Below are 18,312 nucleotides of genomic sequence, written 5' to 3' on the forward strand. Positions count from 1 at the left end.
GGATCCTCCCGTGCTGTCGACGCTGCTCACCGTTCTGCTCATCATCGCGAGCCTGCTCATGATCCTCCTGGTGCTCCTGCACAAGGGGCGCGGCGGCGGCCTCTCGGACATGTTCGGCGGCGGCGTGTCGAGCTCGCTCGGCGGATCGTCCGTGGCCGAGCGCAACCTCGACCGTTTCACGATCGGCATCGGGATCATCTGGTTCGCCTGCGTGATCGCCCTCGGCCTCCTTCTGGCCTACTGACCACAACTGAGTACACGACCGGCCAGGTTCCCGGCCGGCCCGAGGTGAGGAGAGTCCGTTGGCTGGTGGAGGCAACGCGATCCGCGGCAGCCGTGTCGGCGCAGGCCCGATGGGCGAGGCCGAGCGCGGCGAGGCGGCCCCGCGACAGGCGGTCACGTACTTCTGTGCCCATGACCACCGCTCGGTGATCACCTTCTCCGTGGACGCCGCCGTCCCGGACTCCTGGGACTGCCCCAAGTGCGGTCTGCCGGCGTCCCTGGACTCGGACAACCCGCCGCCGGCCCCGAAGATCGAGCCCTACAAGACCCACCTGGCCTACGTGAAGGAGCGCCGCTCCGACAAGGAGGCCGAGGTCATCCTCGACGAGGCCATCCAGCTCCTCCGCTCCCGCCGCAAGTCCGGCGAGATCATCTTCTAGCTCGCCGAGTCGGCAGAAACTTGGCGTGAATTCCGCCGAGTCGGCACAAGCTTGAGCCGACTCGGCGGAATTCAGGCTGATCGGCGGCCGAAGCGGAGTGCGGCCCGTGCCGCGCCCTCGCGCAGCCGACGCTCGATGTGGGCGGTCGGTCCCCACAGGTCCTCCTTCACGAAGGCGTCGATAACCCACTCGCCACGTTCGCGAGCAACCTCGCGTCGGCGTCGGTCGTGGGCCCGCTGCTCCGGACTGGAGTGCCATTCGGCACCGTCGTACTCGGCCGCGTAGCGGGACTCTTCGTTGCCGAGGTCGAGGCGAGCCAGGAAGTCGGGGCCGTCCCACACCTCGATCTGTGGCGTCGGGTACGGCAGGTGGGTCTCGATCCAGCGAAGCCGCATGACCGACTCCGGCGGGGACTCGGCTCGCCCGTCGACGTGCTCCACCATGAGCCTCAACGTGCGGACCCAGCGCGCGCCACGAAACCTTTCGACCCCATTGATCAGCTCCTCCTTCGTGAACGACTTGAGTCGAAGCATCTGATCCATCGCGGCGAGTGAGCGATCGGGCCACCGGTGGCGACCCAAGTCCAGAGCGGTGCGGAGCGGCGTGGTGACTCGAAGACCGCCGATCTCCATGAGGTCGTCGGTTCGAAACGTACGCTCGCCGCTGTCGGCGAGATGGTTGCGGAGCCGCCCGCGTCCCGCGGGCAGGAAGAGCCTCACCGGCTCCAGATGGATGTGCTCGTTCGGCGCCAGGACCATCTCGGCCCCATGAAGCCACCCGGCGTGCCGATCGACGACGACCGCGTCCTCAGGAACGACCAGCCGGAGGCACTGACACCGCAGGGCGATCGAGTCTGGAACTCGCGCAGCTACGTACACCCCACGGATCGGATGCCTCAACGCGCCCTTGGCGATGAGCACGCGAAGCTGGTCGTAGGTCAGTCCGGCAGCGAGCGCCTCGGCGGTGGTGAACGGCCGATCCGCAGGGAGCGCGTCGAGAGGATCGAGCAGCGGATGGCCGGAGTAGTCCTGGATCTGCATGGATCCGTGCTGCCCCTCGCGCTCAGCCCTGAATCCCGGCCGATGCGTGGCTGTGGATGAACGGTCACTTATCCACACCCGAAGCGCCGAGTCGGCTCAAGCTTGAGCCGACTCGGCGTGAGATGCGGGAGTTTCTGCCGGGTCGGCGAGGGTCGGCGAGGGTCAGAGGAGGTCAGAGGAGGGAGGCGGAGGCGTGGTCGAGGAACCACGTGGTCTCGAGCTGACCGGCGGCGCCGCGGGCGGGGGTCTCGTCGACGGTGCCGTCCTCGGCCAGCGCTCGGCGTACGGCGTCCGCCTTGTCGTCGCCGCTGACGAGGAACCACACCGCGGTGGACGCGCAGGTGGTCGCGTAGGTCAGCGTGACCCGTTCGGGGGGCGGCTTGGGAGAGCCCGTGACGCCGGCGGTCGGCCCGGTCGCGTGCAGCTGGGGGAACCCGGGGAACAGTGAGTTGATGTGGCCGTCGGGGCCGACGCCGAGCATCATCACGTCGAACTTCCCGGGCCAGCTCTCCGCCAGCTCCGCCGCGTACGTCGCCGCGGCGGCGTCGGTGTCCGCGGCGTCCTCGGTCGCCGGCCACTCGTGCACGTTGGCGTCGGGGATGCCGACGGCGTCGAGGAACGCCTGCCGGGCCTGGACGGCGTTCCGGTCGCTGGAGGCGCGCGCCACGAACCGCTCGTCACCGAACCAGACGTGGACGGCGCCCCAGTCGACGCCGGACGCCGGCGCGAGGCGGGCGACCTCCTGGTGGATCTTCACGGCGATGGTGCCGCCGGTGAGGCTGATGTGCGGGACGTGGCCCGCCGCCTGGGCGTCGGCGAGCCGGTTGAGCAGCTCGCCCGCCACGGCGGTCGCGAGCGGCTCGGGGCCGTCGTGCACCTCGATGAGCGGATCGGTCACGAGCGGTGCTCCCGGTAGTAGCGGATCAGCTGCTGGGTCGAGGGGTCCTGCTCCGCCAGCGCGTCGTCGTCGCCGGCCACCGCCGGGGCGACCTGCAGCGCCAGCTGCTTGCCGAGCTCGACGCCCCACTGGTCGAAGCTGTCGATGCCCCAGACGGCGCCCTCGACGAACGTGATGTGCTCGTAGAGCGCGATCAGCTGGCCCAGCACGCGCGGCGAGAGCTCCGGGGCCATGATCGACGTCGTCGGCCGGTTGCCCGTGAACACCCGCGCCGGGACGATCTCCTCACGGGTGCCCTCGGCGCGGACCTCGTCGGCGGTCTTGCCGAACGCCAAAGCCTTGGTCTGCGCGAAGAAGTTGGCCAGGAACACCTCGTGCACGTCGGTGTCGCCGTCCTTCAGCGGGTACGCGGGGTTCGCGAAGGCGATGAAGTCGGCCGGGATCAGCCGGGTGCCCTGGTGGAGCAGCTGGTAGAACGCGTGCTGCCCGTTCGTCCCGGGCTCGCCCCAGAAGACCTCGCCGGTCTCGGTCGTGACCTCGCGGCCGTCCCAGCGCACGCCCTTGCCGTTGGACTCCATGGTCAGCTGCTGGAGGTACGCCGGGAAGCGGTGCAGCAGCTGCGAGTAGGGGAGCACGGCGTGCGTCTCCGCGCCGAGGAAGTTGACGTACCAGACGTTGAGCAGCCCCATCAGCAGCGGCACGTTCGCCTCGGGCTCCGCGGTCCGGAAGTGCTCGTCCATCGCGTGGAAGCCCGCCAGGAACTCCGCGAACCGCTCCGGGCCGACCGCGATCGCCAGGGTCGTGCCGATCGCCGAGTCGACGGAGTAGCGACCGCCGACCCAGTCCCAGAAGCCGAACGCGTTGTCCGGGTCGATGCCGAACGCGGCGACCTTGTCGAGGGCGGTCGACACGGCGACGAAGTGCTTCGCGACCGCCTCGCCCTGGTCGACGTCGCCGCCCAGGTGCTCCAACAGCCACGTGCGGCACAACCGCGCGTTGGTGAGGGTCTCCAGCGTCCCGAACGTCTTGCTCGAGACGACGAAGAGGGTCGTGGCCGGGTCCAGCCCGGCCAGCTTGCGGGCGGCGTCGGTCGGGTCGATGTTGCTGATGAACCGGCACTCCAGCCCGTCCTGGACGTACGGCGCCAGCGCCTCGTAGGCCATCACCGGTCCGAGGTCGGAGCCGCCGATGCCGATGTTGACGACGGTTGCGATCCGTCTGCCGGTGACGCCGGTCCAGGCGCCCGACCGGACCTTGTCCGCGAACTCGTAGACGCGCCGGAGGACCTCGTGCACATCGGGCTCGACGTCCTTGCCGTCGACCTCGACGACGGCGTCGTCGGGCTGGCGCAGCGCGGTGTGGAGGACCGCGCGGTCCTCGGTCACGTTGATGTGCTCGCCGCCGAACATGGCGTCCCGGCGGGCGGCGACCTCGGTCTCGACCGCGAGCTCGCGCAGCGCCTTCCAGACCTCGGGGGTGACCAGGTTCTTGGACAGGTCGACGAAGAGATCGGCGGCGGTCAGCGACGACCGCTCGACCCACTCGGGGTCGGTCAGCCGGCTGCGCAGGTCGGGCTCGTAGCCCGCTGCGAGGTCCGAGAGCCGTTGCCAGGCGTCGGTCGCGGTGGGGTCGACCGGACCGGTCACTGGACCTGCGCCATCTGGCCCTCGACCGTGGCGACGAGCTCGTCCCAGGACTTCTTGAACTTGTCGACGCCCTCGCTCTCGAGCACGAGGAAGACGTCGTCGAGGTCGACCCCGGCCGCGCTCAGCTGGTCGAACAGGGCCTGCGCCTCATCGGCCCGGCCGGTGACCTGGTCGCCCTCGACCTCGCCGTGGTCCGCGAACGCGTCGAGGGTCTTCTCGGGCATCGTGTTGACCGTGTTGGCCACCACGAGGTCGGTCACGTAGAGGGTGTCGGGGTAGTCGGGGTTCTTCACGCCCGTCGACGCCCACAGCGGCCGCTGGACGTTGGCACCCGCCTCGGCGAGCGCCTTCCAGCGCGGCGAGGCGACGACCTCCTCGAACGCCGCGTAGGCGATCCGCGCGTTCGCCACGCCCGCCTTGCCGCGCAGAGCGAGTGCCTCGTCGGAGCCGATCTCCTCGAGCCGCTTGTCGATCTCGGTGTCGACCCGGGAGACGAAGAACGAGGCGACCGAACGGATCGTGGACAGGTCGATGCCCTGCTCCTTGGCCTGCTCGAGCCCGTCGAGGTAGGCGTCCATCACCGTGCGGTAGCGCTCGGTGGAGAAGATGAGGGTCACGTTGACCGAGATGCCGGCCGCGATCGAGGCGGTGATCGCGGGCAGGCCCTCGAGGGTCGCCGGGATCTTGATCAGCACGTTGCGGCGGTCGACGGCCTCCCACAGCGCCTTCGCGGACGCGATGGTCCCGTCGGTGTCGTTGGCCAGCGAGGGCTCGACCTCGATGGAAACCCGACCGTCGTCCGCGGTGGCCTCCGCCACCGGCGCGAGCACGTCGCAGCCGTTGCGGACGTCCTCGGTGGTGAGCTCGAAGATCACCTTCGTCACGTCGGCGCCGTCGGCGACGAGCCGCCGCGTCTGGTCGTCGTACCGCTCACCGTCGGCAATGGCCGACGCGAAGATCGTCGGGTTCGTGGTGACACCGACGACCGACTTCTCCTTCACCAGGTCGGCGAGGTTGCCGGTCTCGATCCGCTCCCGGGAGAGGTCGTCGAGCCAGATGGACACCCCGGCATCCGCCAGGGCCTGGAGTCGCTCGCTCATGGGGGTTCTCCTCCGTCGTCTCAGTCGTCTACTTGGCTGCTGCGTCGATGCTGTCCTTGGCGGCCTGGGCGACCGCCTCGGCGGTGATGCCGAACTCCGTGTAGATCCGCTGGTACGCCGCGGAGGCGCCCCAGTGCTCGAGGCTGACGCTCCGGCCGGCGTCACCGACGTACTCACGCCAGCCGAGGCGCAGACCCGCCTCGACGCTGACCCGCGCCCGCACCATGGGCGGCAGCACCTGGTCGCGGTAGGCCTGGGTCTGCTGCTCGAACCACTCCACCGACGGCATCGAGACCACCCGGGCGTTGGTGCCCTCGGCAGCCAGCTGCTCGCGCGCCTGGACAGCGAGCTGCACCTCGGAGCCGGTCCCGATCAGGATCACGTCGGGCTGGCCGCCGTCCGCCTCGAGGAGGACGTAGGCGCCCTTGCCCACGTCCTCGGTCGTGGCGAAGCCCTGCTCGCCGCGGGGGAACACGGGCAGGTTCTGGCGGCTCAGGATGATGCCCGCGGGCCGGTCGGTGTTCTTGAGGATCTGCAGCCAGGCCGCGACCGTCTCGTTGGCGTCGGCCGGGCGGACGATGTCGAGGCCGGGGATCGCGCGTAGCGCCCAGAGGTGCTCGACCGGCTGGTGGGTGGGGCCGTCCTCACCGAGCCCGATCGAGTCGTGGGTCCACACGTAGATGACCGGCGCCTTCATCAGCGACCCCACGCGGACCGCGCCGCGCATGTAGTCGGAGAAGGTCAGGAAGGTTCCCCCGAACACGCGGGTGCCGCCGTGGACCGCGATGCCGTTCATGATCGCGGCCATGCCGTGCTCGCGGATGCCGAAGTGGAGCACCCGGCCGTGCAGCGGGTCGGCCGGCCACTCCTCGACGGACCGGTCGGCCGGCAGGAACGACTTCGCGTCCTTGATCGTGGTGTTGTTGGACCCGGCGAGGTCGGCGGAGCCGCCCCACAGCTCCGGCATCACGGGCGCGATCGCGTTGATGACCTTGCCCGACGCGGCCCGGGTCGCGACGCCCTTCGGGTCGGCCTCGAAGGTCGGCAGGGCGTCCTCCAGGCCCTCGGGCAGCGCCCGTGCCTTCATCCGGTGCAGCAGCGCCTCCTTGTCGGGGTTCGCCGCCGCCCAGTCGGCGTACAGCTTGTCCCACTCGGCGCCCCAGGCCTTGCCGCGCTCGAGGAGCGAGCGGGTGTGCTGGAGCACCTCCTCGGACACCTCGAAGTTCTTGTCCGGGTCGAACCCGAGCACCTTCTTGGTCGCCGCGACCTCGTCGTCGCCGAGCGCCGAGCCGTGCGCGGCCTCGGTGTTCTGGGCGTCCGGCGCCGGCCACGCGATGACCGTCTTGAGCACGATCATCGAGGGGCGGTCGGTCACCTCGTCGGCGGCCCGGATCGCGTCGAACAGCGCCGGCACGTCCTCGGTGTAGTTCGCCAGGTCGTTGTGGTCGGTGCCGGTCCAGTCGACGACCTGGACATGCCAGCCGTAGGCCTCGTAGCGCTTGGCCACGTCCTCGTTGAAGGCGATGTGCGTGTCGCCCTCGATCGAGATGCGGTTGGCGTCGTAGATCACGGTGAGGTTGCCCAGCTCCTGGGTGCCCGCGATGGACGAGGCCTCGCTGCTCACGCCCTCCTCGAGGTCGCCGTCGGAGGCGATGCAGTAGATGTGGTGGTCGAAGAGCGACTCGCCCGCGGGTGCCTCGGGATCGAGCAGGCCGCGCTCGCGGCGCGCCGCCATCGCCATGCCGACCGCGTTCGAGATGCCCTGGCCGAGCGGCCCGGTGGTCACCTCGACGCCGGCGGTGTGGCCGTACTCGGGGTGGCCCGGGGTCTTGGAGCCCCAGGTGCGCAGCGACTCGAGGTCGGCCAGCTCCAGGCCGAAGCCGCCGAGGTAGAGCTGCGTGTAGAGCGTGATCGAGCTGTGGCCGGCGCTCAGGACGAACCGGTCGCGGGAGATCCAGTCCGGGTCCGCCGGATCGTGGCGCATCACCTTCTGGAACAGCAGGTACGCCGCCGGCGCCAGGCTCATCGCCGTGCCGGGGTGGCCGTTGCCGACCTTCTGGACGGCGTCCATCGCCAGGACCCGCGCGGTGTCGACCGCCTTCTTGTCCAGGTCGGTCCACTCGAGTTCGGGAATGCGGCTCACCGAGGTTTGCCCCTTCAAGGTCGTCAGGCAGGACGTGTCCGAGCCTACTCAGTGCCCAGCGGGCCTCGATACAGCCGCCGGGGGAAGGGACCGTTACACTCGGCGTCGCTTCGATCCCACTTCACCCCGAGGTTCTCCGTGACGTACGTCGACCCGGCCGTGCCGCCTGTTGAGCAGGTCGAGCGCACCCGGGACGTCAGGTCCCTCGGCGTGAACGGCGCCTACGCCGCCGCTCCCGGCCGCGCGTCGGTCAAGGACGTCGTGATGGCCTACGTCGGCCTCACGAAGCCGCGGGTGATCGAGCTGCTGCTCCTGACCACGGTGCCGGTGATGTTCTTCGCCGCGCGTGGGGTGCCGGCGCTCGGGCTGGTGGTCGCCACCGTCGTCGGCGGGACGTTCTCGGCCGGCTCGGCGTCGGTCTTCAACTGCGTCTACGACCGCGACATCGACGAGCAGATGCGCCGCACCCGGCGCCGGGCGCTGCCGCGGCACATCGTGACGCCGGGCGCCGCGCTGCTGTTCGGCGTGGTCCTGGGCGTGCTGTCGACGGTGGTCCTCTGGCTGTGGGTGAACCCGCTGTCGGCGGTCCTCTCGGTCGCCGCGAACGCGTTCTACGTGTTCGGCTACACGATGCTGCTCAAGCGCCGCACCACCCAGAACATCGTCTGGGGCGGCATCGCCGGCTGCTTCCCGGCGCTGATCGGCTGGACCGCGGTCACCGATCAGCTGTCCTGGGTCCCGATCGTGCTGTTCCTCGTGGTGTTCTTCTGGACGCCGCCGCACACCTGGGCGCTGGCGCTTCGCTACCGCGAGGACTACGCCCAGGTCGACGTGCCGATGCTGCCGGTGGTCAAGCCCGCCCGCTCGGTGGCCCGCCAGATCGTGGCCTACTCCTGGGTGATGGTCGCCACGTCACTGGCCCTGTGGCCGGTCGCCGGCACCGGCCCGCTCTACCCGATCGCCGCGACCGTCCTCGGCGCCGTGTTCCTCGTCGAGGCGCACCAGCTGCTCCGGAGGGCCGGCCGCACCGACCAGCTCAGCCTGCTGCAGCCGATGCGGCTGTTCCACAGCAGCAACCTCTACCTGTCGCTGCTGTTCGTCGCGGTGGCTATCGACCCGCTCCTGCGCTGAGCAGCCCGCCACCGCTCCACGCGCAACGCTGCGGACCCCGCGACCGCCACGAGGTTGTCGCGCACGTCCGACTGCGTCTGCCACGACCGGTTGTCCCAGTGCGCGCCGAGGCGCTGCACCGCATCACCGAAGAACGTGATGACGCAGGCCGCGGGGACGTCCCGCGGACGGATCTGCTCGCCTGGCTCGATGTAGGCGTAGGGCGCGTCGTCGTGCTCGAGGAGCGGGGTGAGCGAGGGGTCGAAGGGCACCCGCCCAGTGTTCAGGCCGGGTCGGTTGCGCGCACGCGAAATTCGCGCGGCTCGAGCAGTGCCCAGGTGGACGTCGCGGCGACCAGGGTCGCACCGAGCATGTGCGCGGCCACCAGGCCGACCGGCAGGTGGGTGAAGTACTGCGTGAAGCCGATTGCGGCATTGACGACCAGGGCTGCCAGCAGCGCGTACGTCGCCCGCGACCTGCGCAGGACCGCCAGCGCTGTCGCGAGGCCCACGAGGAGGAAGACGGCGTCGGTGTGCAGCTGCGCGGTCTGCAGCGCGGAGAGTCCGTTGCGCTTCACGTCCGCATCGCCCGCGTGGGGACCCGCGCCGGTCACGACGGTCCCCAGCGCGAGCACCACGAAGGCCGTCACGAACTGCGCCCATCCCAGCAGCTCGGGCTTCTCGAGGCGGTGGTAGAGGCTCACCACGAGCGCGACGGCGGCAGCGATCATCACCATCGAGAGCATCAGGTGCGCGGAGACGATCCACGGGTTGAGCTTGATCCGGACCGTGATGCCGCCGAGGACCGCCTGGGCAACGACCCCGCCGAGGATCCACAGCGCGTAGCGGCGCTGCGCCATCCGCCACGTCGCGACCAGGGTGGCGACCACCACGATGGTGATCAGCGGTGTCACCATCCGGTTGCTGAACTCGATCGCCTTGTGGATGGTGAGGTCGCCGTGGGGCACGAGAGAGCCGGATTGACACTCGGGCCAGGTCGGGCAGCCGAGACCCGAACCGGTGAGCCGCACGAGCCCGCCTGTCACGACGATCAGCATGTTCACGACCAGGCTGGCCCACGCCGCGATGCGGGCATAGCGCTCCGTGGCTCGCTGGGTCCGGTCCAGGACCGCCGTCACTCCCACCGGAACCACCGCGCCGTCGCAACGGACGCCACGACCGCCCAGGCGAGGAGCACCGCCAGGTCGACCCAGCGGACGGTGCCGTCGAGGAAGGCGCCGCGCACGGCCTCGCCGAGCGCCCCGGACGGCAGCAGCCTCGCCAGGTCGCCGAAGCCGCCGTACGACGACGCGGGGAGCACGACCGCCCCGCCCGCCATCAGCAGGAGGTAGATCAGGTTGGCCGCCGCCAGCGTCGCCTCGGCACGAAGCACGCCGGCGACCAGGAGGCCGAGGGAGGCGAAGGCGGCGGTGCCGAGCACGGCGGCGAGGACGAACCCGACGACGCCCGGCTCGGGGGACCAGCCGAGCGCGAAGCCCACGGCGCCGATCACGACGACCTGCATCACCTCGACCGCGAGCAGCGCGAGGACCTTGCCCGCGAGCAGGCCGATGCGGGGAAGCGGCGAGGCGCCGAGCCGCTTGATCACGCCGTACCGCCGCTCGAACCCGGTCGCGATGGCCAGCGAGGTGAACGCGGTCGACATCACGGCCAGGGCCAGCACGCCCGGGGTGAAGATGTCGACGAGCGGGTGCGGCTCCTTGATGTCGAGGTGCTTGCCGCCGGTGACGCCGCCGACCAGCACGATCACCGGGATCACCACGGCGAGCAGCAGCTGCTCGCCGTTGCGGAGCATCAGCCGGGTCTCCATCGAGGCCTGCGCCAGCACCTGCCGCAGCAGGGGAGCGGCGCCCGGGGCCGGGGCGAAGGTCGCCTGGTCACTCACCGTCGGCCTCCCGTCCGGTCAGCTCGAGGAAGACGTCCTCGAGCGTGCGCGAGGCGAAGCTGATCGACTCGAGGCCGACGCCGTGGTGGTCGCTCCACGAGCGCACCGACTCCCGCAGCGCCGCCTCGGCGTCCGGGCCGAGAGCGCGGTCGACGACCAGGCGCACGGTGGCGGACGAGCCGCGGGTCAGCTCCTCCGGTGTGCCCGAGGCGACCAGCCGCCCGCGGTCGATGATGTGCACCTGGTCGGCGAGGCGCTCGGCCTCCTCCAGGTAGTGGGTCGTCAGCACGACGGTGACCCCGTCGTGCCGCAGCTCCTGCAGCAGCTCCCACGTCGTCCGACGGGCCGCGGGGTCCATGCCCGCGGTCGGCTCGTCGACGAAGACCAGCTCCGGCCGGCCGACCAGCGCCATCGCCAGCCCCAGCCGCTGCTGCTGACCGCCCGAGAGCCGCCGGTACGGCGTCCGCCCGCACTCGTCGAGGGCCAGCCGCTCGACGAGCAGGTCGACCGGCAGCGGGTTCGCGTGCAGCCGCGCGACGTGCCGCAGCATCTCGATCGCGCGGACGCCCGACCAGGCGCCCTGGCCCTGCAGCATCACGCCGATCCGGGGGAGGAGGTCGGCGCGGTCCCGGACCGGGTCCAGCCCGAGCACCCGGACGCTTCCGGTCTGGGGCCGCCGGTAGCCCTCGCAGGTCTCCAGCGTCGTGGTCTTGCCGGCGCCGTTCGGGCCGAGGACGGCGGTGATCGTGTGCGGTGCCACCTCGAGGGTCAGCCCGTCGACGGCGGTCTTCTCGCCGTACCGCATCACCAGGCCGTCGACCAGGACCGCGGGCACCTCGGGCACCGCGGAAGTCTCTCACTAGGCTTCGCGCCGTGAACTCCTGGGTGTACGGCGTCGTCCTCGGCGTGTGCGGGGTCACAGCCGTGCTGCTCGTGGTCGACATCGTGCGCGACCGGGCCGCCCAGGACAGCCACTTCGTGGCCCTGGCGGCGACCGAGCTCGTGGCGCTGGTCCAGGCCGTCTGGGGTTTCGTGGCGCTCGCCCGGACCGACCGCGAGGTCGAGGGCGTGACGCTGGTCGCCTATCTCGTCACGATGATCCTGCTGCCGGTCGTCGGTGCGTTCTTCTCGCTGGCCGAGCGGTCCCGTGTCGGTACGTCGATCCTGCTGCTCGCGGTCGCGACGATCGCCGGCATGGAGCTGCGCGTCATCGACATCTGGGACGGCGCCGGTGCCTGAGCTCTCGTCCGGCTGGGGCCGCGCCCTGGTCTTCGTCTACGGCGTGTTCGTCGTGGCGGCGACCGGCCGGTCGTCGGTCCAGATCGCGGCCGACTTCGGCAGAGCCCCGCTGGCCTACGCGCTCACGGCCGTCGCTGCCGTGCTCTACATCGTGGCGACCGGCTGCCTGCTCAAGGGCGGCCGGACGGCCTGGCGCGTCGCCTCTTTCTCGGTCGTCGTGGAGGCGGTCGGGGTGCTCGGCGTGGGCGTCCTCAGCTACGCGCGGACGGACCTGTTCCCGGACCAGACGATCTGGTCCCACTTCGGGGAGGGCTACGGCTGGGTGCCGCTCGTGCTGCCGTTCCTGGGCATGGCTTGGCTGTACCGGAACCGCCCGCTCGAAACTAAGGGTGACCTTCCTTGAACGCGGGGAAGCATTAACGCCACACTGGTGTTGTGGAAATCGTGCACCAGGACTACGCGGACGGGGTCGAGGGCGATCTCTCCACGCGCCAGCGCGTGGCCCGCTCGATCCTGGTCAACGGGCCCTCCACGGCCGCGGCGCTCGCCGAGCGCCTGGACCTGACGCCGGCCGCCGTCCGGCGGCACCTCGACCAGCTGCTGGCCGACGGCGCCGTCGAGGCGCGTGACCCGCGGCCCGCGGGCCACCGCGGCCGGGGCCGCCCGGCCAAGGCGTTCGCGCTCACCGAGCGCGGGCGCGACGGGTTCGAGGCGCAGTACGACGACCTCGCCACCGAGGCCATCCGGTTCCTGGCGGAGACCGCGGGACCGGACGCCGTACGCGCGTTCGCCGAGCAGCGGGCCTCGTTCATCGAGCGGCGCTTCCCCGAGGTCGCCGTCGCGCACCCCGACGCCTCGCCGGCGGAGGTGCTGGCGAAGGTGTTCACCGACGAGGGCTACGCCGCGAGCGTCCGCGCGCTGCCGGTCGTGGGCGAGCAGCTGTGCCAGCAGCACTGCCCGGTGTCGCACGTCGCCCACGAGTTCCCCCAGCTGTGCGAGGCCGAGACCGAGGCGATCGCCCGCGTGCTCGGCACCCACGTCCAACGGCTCGCGACCATCGCCCACGGCGACGGCGTGTGCACCACGTGCATCCCAGTCCTGCAGATCGAGAAGAAGGAGCAGGTCACCTCATGACCTCCATCGAGGAACTGAACCCCGAGCTCAAGGGCATCGGCCGCTACGAGTTCGGCTGGGCCGACTCCGACGTCGCCGGAGCCGCCGCGCGCCGCGGTCTCAACGAGGAGGTCGTCCGCGACATCTCCGCGAAGAAGAGCGAGCCGGACTGGATGCTCGACCTGCGCCTCAAGGGGCTCAAGCTGTTCCACCGCAAGCCCATGCCCACGTGGGGCTCGGACCTCTCGGCGATCGACTTCGAGAACATCAAGTACTTCGTCCGGTCCAGCGAGAAGCAGGCTGCGACGTGGGACGACCTCCCCGAGGACATCAAGAACACCTACGACAAGCTCGGCATCCCCGAGGCCGAGAAGCAGCGCCTGGTCTCCGGTGTCGCCGCGCAGTACGAGTCCGAGGTGGTCTACCACTCCATCCGTGAGGACCTCGAGGAGCAGGGTGTCATCTTCGTCGACACCGACACCGCGCTGCGCGAGCACGAGGACCTCTTCAAGGAGTACTTCGGCACGGTCATCCCGGTCGGTGACAACAAGTTCGCCGCGCTCAACACGAGCGTGTGGTCGGGCGGCTCGTTCATCTACGTGCCCAAGGGCGTCCACGTGGACATCCCGCTGCAGGCCTACTTCCGGATCAACACCGAGAACATGGGCCAGTTCGAGCGGACCCTGATCATCGTCGACGAGGACGCCTACGTGCACTACGTCGAGGGCTGCACGGCGCCGATCTACAGCTCCGACTCGCTGCACTCCGCCGTCGTGGAGATCATCGTGAAGAAGGGCGGCCGCTGCCGCTACACGACCATCCAGAACTGGTCGAACAACGTCTACAACCTCGTGACCAAGCGCGCGACCTGCGAGGCCGGCGCGACCATGGAGTGGGTCGACGGCAACATCGGCTCCAAGGTGACGATGAAGTACCCCGCCATCTACCTCATGGGCGAGCACGCCAAGGGCGAGACGCTCTCGATCGCGTTCGCCGGTGAGGGCCAGCACCAGGACGCCGGCGCCAAGATGGTGCACGCGGCGCCGCACACGTCGAGCTCGATCCTGAGCAAGTCCGTGGCGCGCGGGGGCGGCCGCACGTCCTACCGCGGCCTGATCCAGGTCAACGAGGGCGCCTACGGCTCGAAGTCCAACGTGCTGTGCGACGCGCTGCTGGTCGACCAGATCAGCCGCTCCGACACCTATCCCTACGTCGACATCCGCGAGGACGACGTGTCGATGGGTCACGAGGCGAGCGTGTCGAAGGTGTCCGACGACCAGCTGTTCTACCTGATGTCGCGCGGCATGCAGGAGGACGAGGCGATGGCGATGATCGTGCGCGGCTTCGTCGAGCCGATCGCCAAGGAGCTCCCGATGGAGTACGCCCTCGAGCTGAACCGGCTCATCGAGCTGCAGATGGAAGGAGCCGTCGGCTGATGTCGGCAGTCGCTGAGGCCCTCGAGAACGTGAGGGTCGACTCCCACCTGCACCCGATGCGGTCGTTCGAGGTCGACGACCACCCGGTGCCGACCGGCCGCGAGGAGATCTGGCGGTTCACGCCGCTGCGCCGGCTGCGCGACCTGCACAAGGACGCGCCGCTCGACGGCGACGGCGTGGGCGCGGAGGCGGACGTCCCCGAGGGCGTGACGATCGCGCTCGTCGGCGAGGACGACGCCCGGCGCGGCTCGAGCGGCTTCGTGCCGACCGACCGGATCGCGGCGCGCGTCTGGCAGGCGGCGACCAAGGTCTGGGCGATCGACGTCGCCCCCGAGGCGGTCCTGGACCGCCCCGTCGTCGTGACGCTGACCGGCAAGGACGCCGCGGTCGCGACCGCGACGCACGCGATCGTCACCGTCGGAGCGCACAGCAAGGCCACGATCGTCTTCCGGTTCGAGGGCAGCGCGACGCTGGCCGACAACGTCGAGATCGTCGTGGGGGACGGCGCCCAGGTCACCGTGATCTCGATCGACGACTGGGCCGACGACGCCGTCCACGTCGGGCACCGGCACGTCCGGGTCGGCCGCGATGCGGAGTTCAAGCACGTCGACATCTCCTTCGGCGGCGACGTCGTCCGCCACGACACCACGGCCGAGTACGGCGGCCCCGGCGGCTCGGTCGAGATGCTCGGCCTCTACTTCGCCGACGCCGGCCAGCACATCGAGCACCGGCTCTTCGTCGACCACAACGCGCCGAAGACGCGGTCGCACGTCGTCTACAAGGGCGCGCTCCAGGGCCAGAAGGCGCACACGGTCTGGATCGGCAACGTGCTGATCCGCAAGGTCGCCGAGGGCATCGAGACCTACGAGGAGAACCGCAACCTCGTGCTCACCGACGGCTGCCAGGCCGACTCGGTGCCGAACCTGGAGATCGAGACGGGCGAGATCGAGGGCGCGGGCCACGCGTCGGCGACCGCGCGGTTCGACGACGAGCAGCTGTTCTACCTGCGCTCGCGCGGCATCTCCGAGAAGGAGGCCCAGCGGCTGGTCGTGCACGGGTTCTTCAACGACCTCATCCGCAAGATCGGCGTACCGGAGCTCGAGGAGAGCCTCGCCGCGACCGTCGAGGGTGAGCTCGCCAAGAACGTCCTGAAGGAGCTCTCATGAGCTTCGTGCGCGCCTGCGCGCTGGAGGACGTACCCACCGACGAGGCGCTCGGCGTCGACGTCGAGGAGTACGGCGTCGCCATCGCCCGCTCCGGTGACGAGGTCTTCGCCATCCAGGACCTCTGCTCGCACGCAGCGGTCGCGCTGAGCGAGGGCGAGGTCGACGACTGCACGGTCGAGTGCTGGCTGCACGGCTCGCGGTTCGACCTGCGCACCGGCAAGCCCACCGGCCTTCCCGCGACCGAGCCGGTCGCCACCTTTCCCGTCGAACTCCGAGACGAAGACGGCGTCGTCTCGGTCTGGGTCGACACGACCACCACGTTGAACGGAGTCACCCCCTCATGAGCAAGCTCGAGATCAAGGACCTGCACGTCCAGGTGCGGACCGACGACGGCCCCAAGGAGATCCTCAAGGGCGTCACGCTGACCATCGAGTCGGGTGAGACCCACGCGATCATGGGCCCGAACGGGTCGGGCAAGTCGACGCTGGCCTATTCGATCGCTGGCCACCCGAAGTACGAGATCACCGGCGGCACCGTGACCCTCGACGGCGAGGACGTCCTCGCGATGACCGTCGACGAGCGCGCGCGGGCCGGCATGTTCCTCGCGATGCAGTACCCGGTCGAGGTCCCCGGCGTCTCGGTCGCCAACTTCCTGCGCACCGCCAAGACCGCGGTCGACGGCGAGGCCCCGAAGCTGCGCACCTGGGTCAAGGACGTCAACGGTGCGCTGGACCGGATGAACCTCGACGCGACGTTCTCGCAGCGCTCGGTGAACGAGGGCTTCTCCGGCGGCGAGAAGAAGCGCCACGAGATCGCCCAGCTGGAGCTGCTCGACCCGAAGTTCGCGATCCTCGACGAGACCGACTCCGGCCTCGACATCGACGCGCTCAAGGTCGTCTCCGAGGGCGTCAACCGGTTCCGCGAGCGCGAGGGCAAGGCCGTCCTGCTGATCACGCACTACACGCGGATCCTGCGCTACATCCAGCCCGACCGGGTGCACGTCTTCGTCAACGGCAAGGTCGCCGAGTCCGGCGGTGCCGAGCTGGCGGAGGAGCTCGAGGCTAACGGCTACGAGAAGTACGTCGGGGCGGCGGTCTGATCGTGGCCGACCTGGAGGGTCTGCTGCCCGAGCTCGAGGTGGTCCGCAAGGACTTCCCGATCCTCGAGCGGACGGTCGCGGGCGGAAACCCGCTGGTCTACCTCGACAGCGCGAACACCTCGCAGAAGCCGCAGGTGGTGATCGACGCGATGGTCGACCACCTGGAGCACCACAACGCGAACATCGCCCGGGCCATGCACACGCTCGGCGCGGAGTCGACGGAGGCGTTCGAGGGGGCGCGCGACAAGGTCGCCGCGTTCCTCGGTGCCCCCGAGCGCGACGAGGTGGTGTTCACCAAGAACGCCTCCGAGGCGCTCAACCTGGCCGCGCACACGCTGTCGTTCCCCGGTGAGCGGCAGCTCGGGCCGGGTGACGAGGTCGTCATCACAGAGATGGAGCACCACTCCAACATCGTGCCGTGGCAGCTGGTCACCGAGCGGACCGGTGCGACCCTGCGCTGGTTCGGGCTGACCGACGACGGCCGCCTCGACCTGTCGGACATCGACGAGCTGATCAACGAGCGCACCAAGGTCGTCTCCCTGACCTGGGTCTCCAACATGCTCGGCACCATCAACCCGGTCGCCGAGATCGCCCGCCGCGCGCACGCCGTCGGCGCGCTCGTCGTCGTCGACGCCTCACAGGCCGCGCCGCAGCTGCCGATCGACCTGGCTGCGATGCCGGCCGAGGAGCGGCCGGACCTGCTGGCCTTCACCGGCCACAAGGTCGTCGGGCCGACCGGGATCGGCGTGCTGTGGGGGAGTCGGGCCGTGCTCGACTCGCTGCCGCCGTTCCTCGGGGGCGGGGAGATGATCGAGACGGTCCGCATGGAGCGGTCGACGTACGCCCCGATCCCGCACAAGTTCGAGGCCGGCACGCCTCCGATCGCGGAGGCGATCGGCCTGGGCGCTGCGGTCGAGTACCTCGGCCACCTCGGCCTCGACGCGATCCGTGCCCACGAGCACGCGATCACGGCCTACGCGCTCGAGGGCCTGCAGACCGTGCCGGGCCTGACCGTGCTCGGCCCGCTGGAGGCGACGCAGCGCGGTGGCGCGATCTCGTTCGAGATCGAGGGAGTGCACCCGCACGACATCGCCCAGGTGCTCGACAGCCGCGGCATCGCCGTACGCGCGGGGCACCACTGCGCGAAGCCCGCCCACGCCCGCTTCGGCGTGCAGAGCTCGACTCGGATGTCGTCGTACCTCTACACGACGCCGGCCGAGATCGACGCGCTCGTCGCGGGCCTGGAATACACCCGCTCGTACTTCAAGTTGGCCTAGGGATGAGCAGCGCGATGACGTCACCAGACCTGGATGCCCTCTACCAGGAGATCATCCTCGACCACTACAAGAACCCGCACGGCAAGGGCCTGCGGGACGCTTATGAGGCCGAGGTCCACCACGTCAACCCCACCTGCGGCGACGAGGTGACGCTGCGCGTCCACGTGCAGGACGGCAAGGTCGCCGACGTGTCCTACGACGCGCTCGGCTGCTCGATCTCCCAGGCGTCGGCCTCGGTGCTCTACGACCTGGTCGTCGGCAAGACGGTCGACGAGGCGATGGAGATCCACGAGGAGTTCCTGAAGCTGATGCAGGGCAAGGGCACGGTGGAGCCCGACGAGGAGGTCCTCGAGGACGGCATCGCGTTCGCCGGCGTCGCGAAGTTCCCGGCGCGGATCAAGTGCGCGCTACTGTCGTGGATGGCCTGGAAGGACGCGACCGTGCAGGCTGGAGGAGAGAAGTGAGCGAGCAGACGAGC

Annotated in this window: 21 protein-coding genes; 12 read left to right on the forward strand and 9 right to left on the reverse strand. The window is 70.2% G+C overall.

The window, feature by feature from the left end; genetic code table 11:
• Positions 1–13: 13 nt before the first annotated feature.
• Positions 14–244 (forward strand): preprotein translocase subunit SecG, encoded by a 231-nt coding sequence (gene secG, locus ABD709_RS18480; protein WP_344778296.1) that lies wholly within the window; start codon positions 14–16, stop codon positions 242–244.
• Positions 245–302: 58 nt separating this feature from the next.
• Complete coding sequence (locus ABD709_RS18485; RefSeq protein ID WP_344778185.1) at positions 303–662, forward strand: RNA polymerase-binding protein RbpA; 360 nt, start codon at positions 303–305, stop codon at positions 660–662.
• Positions 663–733: 71 nt separating this feature from the next.
• Here the strand turns inward: ABD709_RS18485 and ABD709_RS18490 are convergent, their stop codons facing one another.
• The 5 genes from ABD709_RS18490 to tkt form a co-directional block, all read right to left on the reverse strand.
• Positions 734–1,702 (reverse strand): hypothetical protein, encoded by a 969-nt coding sequence (locus ABD709_RS18490; RefSeq protein WP_344778188.1) that lies wholly within the window; start codon positions 1,700–1,702, stop codon positions 734–736.
• A 172-nt stretch (positions 1,703–1,874) separates the two neighbouring features.
• A complete protein-coding gene (pgl, locus tag ABD709_RS18495; RefSeq protein ID WP_344778190.1) occupies positions 1,875–2,600 on the reverse strand; it encodes a 6-phosphogluconolactonase in 726 nt (241 codons plus the stop codon).
• On the reverse strand, positions 2,597–4,246 hold the full coding sequence (gene pgi, locus ABD709_RS18500; protein ID WP_344778192.1) for a glucose-6-phosphate isomerase: 1,650 nt from the start codon (positions 4,244–4,246) through the stop codon (positions 2,597–2,599). Before pgi ends, pgl begins: the two co-directional genes overlap by 4 nt.
• A complete protein-coding gene (gene tal, locus ABD709_RS18505; RefSeq protein WP_344778194.1) occupies positions 4,243–5,346 on the reverse strand; it encodes a transaldolase in 1,104 nt (367 codons plus the stop codon). Before tal ends, pgi begins: the two co-directional genes overlap by 4 nt.
• A gap of 28 nt (positions 5,347–5,374) precedes the next feature.
• Positions 5,375–7,417 (reverse strand): transketolase, encoded by a 2,043-nt coding sequence (gene tkt / locus ABD709_RS18510; RefSeq protein WP_425575188.1) that lies wholly within the window; start codon positions 7,415–7,417, stop codon positions 5,375–5,377.
• A gap of 282 nt (positions 7,418–7,699) precedes the next feature.
• Here tkt and ABD709_RS18515 point away from each other — a divergent pair, with 282 nt between their 5' ends.
• Entirely contained in the window at positions 7,700–8,620 is a 921-nt protein-coding gene (locus tag ABD709_RS18515) for a heme o synthase (RefSeq protein WP_344778298.1), read from the forward strand.
• Here the strand turns inward: ABD709_RS18515 and ABD709_RS18520 are convergent.
• Genes ABD709_RS18520 through ABD709_RS18535 form a run of 4 tightly spaced genes read right to left on the reverse strand, consistent with a single transcriptional unit; the run spans position 8,569 to position 11,348 of the window.
• On the reverse strand, positions 8,569–8,871 hold the full coding sequence (locus ABD709_RS18520; RefSeq protein ID WP_344778198.1) for a hypothetical protein: 303 nt from the start codon (positions 8,869–8,871) through the stop codon (positions 8,569–8,571). The genes ABD709_RS18515 and ABD709_RS18520 overlap by 52 nt on opposite strands.
• An 11-nt stretch (positions 8,872–8,882) precedes the next feature.
• Entirely contained in the window at positions 8,883–9,743 is an 861-nt protein-coding gene (locus ABD709_RS18525; RefSeq protein WP_344778200.1) for a COX15/CtaA family protein, read from the reverse strand.
• Complete coding sequence (locus ABD709_RS18530) at positions 9,734–10,504, reverse strand: ABC transporter permease (protein WP_344778202.1); 771 nt, start codon at positions 10,502–10,504, stop codon at positions 9,734–9,736. Before ABD709_RS18530 ends, ABD709_RS18525 begins: the two co-directional genes overlap by 10 nt.
• On the reverse strand, positions 10,497–11,348 hold the full coding sequence (locus ABD709_RS18535; RefSeq protein ID WP_425575184.1) for an ABC transporter ATP-binding protein: 852 nt from the start codon (positions 11,346–11,348) through the stop codon (positions 10,497–10,499). The genes ABD709_RS18530 and ABD709_RS18535 overlap by 8 nt, the downstream gene beginning before the upstream one ends.
• 29 nt (positions 11,349–11,377) lie before the next feature.
• Here ABD709_RS18535 and ABD709_RS18540 point away from each other — a divergent pair, with 29 nt between their 5' ends.
• Genes ABD709_RS18540 through sufU form a run of 9 tightly spaced genes read left to right on the forward strand, consistent with a single transcriptional unit; the run spans position 11,378 to position 18,298 of the window.
• Complete coding sequence (locus tag ABD709_RS18540) at positions 11,378–11,743, forward strand: hypothetical protein (RefSeq protein ID WP_344778204.1); 366 nt, start codon at positions 11,378–11,380, stop codon at positions 11,741–11,743.
• On the forward strand, positions 11,736–12,146 hold the full coding sequence (locus ABD709_RS18545; RefSeq protein WP_344778206.1) for a hypothetical protein: 411 nt from the start codon (positions 11,736–11,738) through the stop codon (positions 12,144–12,146). Before ABD709_RS18540 ends, ABD709_RS18545 begins: the two co-directional genes overlap by 8 nt.
• Before the next feature lie 32 nt (positions 12,147–12,178).
• Positions 12,179–12,877 carry a helix-turn-helix transcriptional regulator gene (locus ABD709_RS18550; protein ID WP_344778208.1) on the forward strand — a complete coding sequence of 233 codons (699 nt, stop codon included), beginning with the start codon at positions 12,179–12,181 and terminating at the stop codon, positions 12,875–12,877.
• The gene (sufB, locus tag ABD709_RS18555) at positions 12,874–14,292 is read left to right on the forward strand and encodes a Fe-S cluster assembly protein SufB (protein ID WP_344778210.1); all 1,419 of its coding nucleotides are present in this window, start codon (positions 12,874–12,876) and stop codon (positions 14,290–14,292) included. The genes ABD709_RS18550 and sufB overlap by 4 nt, the downstream gene beginning before the upstream one ends.
• Entirely contained in the window at positions 14,292–15,458 is a 1,167-nt protein-coding gene (gene sufD, locus ABD709_RS18560; RefSeq protein ID WP_344778212.1) for a Fe-S cluster assembly protein SufD, read from the forward strand. The genes sufB and sufD overlap by 1 nt, the downstream gene beginning before the upstream one ends.
• Positions 15,455–15,802: a non-heme iron oxygenase ferredoxin subunit gene (locus tag ABD709_RS18565; RefSeq protein WP_344778214.1), complete on the forward strand. Its 348-nt coding sequence runs from the start codon at positions 15,455–15,457 to the stop codon at positions 15,800–15,802. The genes sufD and ABD709_RS18565 overlap by 4 nt, the downstream gene beginning before the upstream one ends.
• Positions 15,799–16,557: a Fe-S cluster assembly ATPase SufC gene (gene sufC, locus ABD709_RS18570; RefSeq protein WP_344778216.1), complete on the forward strand. Its 759-nt coding sequence runs from the start codon at positions 15,799–15,801 to the stop codon at positions 16,555–16,557. The genes ABD709_RS18565 and sufC overlap by 4 nt, the downstream gene beginning before the upstream one ends.
• A gap of 2 nt (positions 16,558–16,559) precedes the next feature.
• Positions 16,560–17,834 carry a cysteine desulfurase gene (locus ABD709_RS18575; RefSeq protein ID WP_425575185.1) on the forward strand — a complete coding sequence of 425 codons (1,275 nt, stop codon included), beginning with the start codon at positions 16,560–16,562 and terminating at the stop codon, positions 17,832–17,834.
• Between the two features lie 14 nt (positions 17,835–17,848).
• Positions 17,849–18,298: a Fe-S cluster assembly sulfur transfer protein SufU gene (gene sufU, locus ABD709_RS18580; RefSeq protein WP_344778218.1), complete on the forward strand. Its 450-nt coding sequence runs from the start codon at positions 17,849–17,851 to the stop codon at positions 18,296–18,298.
• The last annotated feature ends 14 nt before the right edge of the window (positions 18,299–18,312 follow it).

Origin of the sequence: Nocardioides panacisoli, assembly GCF_039537325.1 — a bacterium.
GTDB lineage: Bacteria > Actinomycetota > Actinomycetes > Propionibacteriales > Nocardioidaceae > Nocardioides > Nocardioides panacisoli.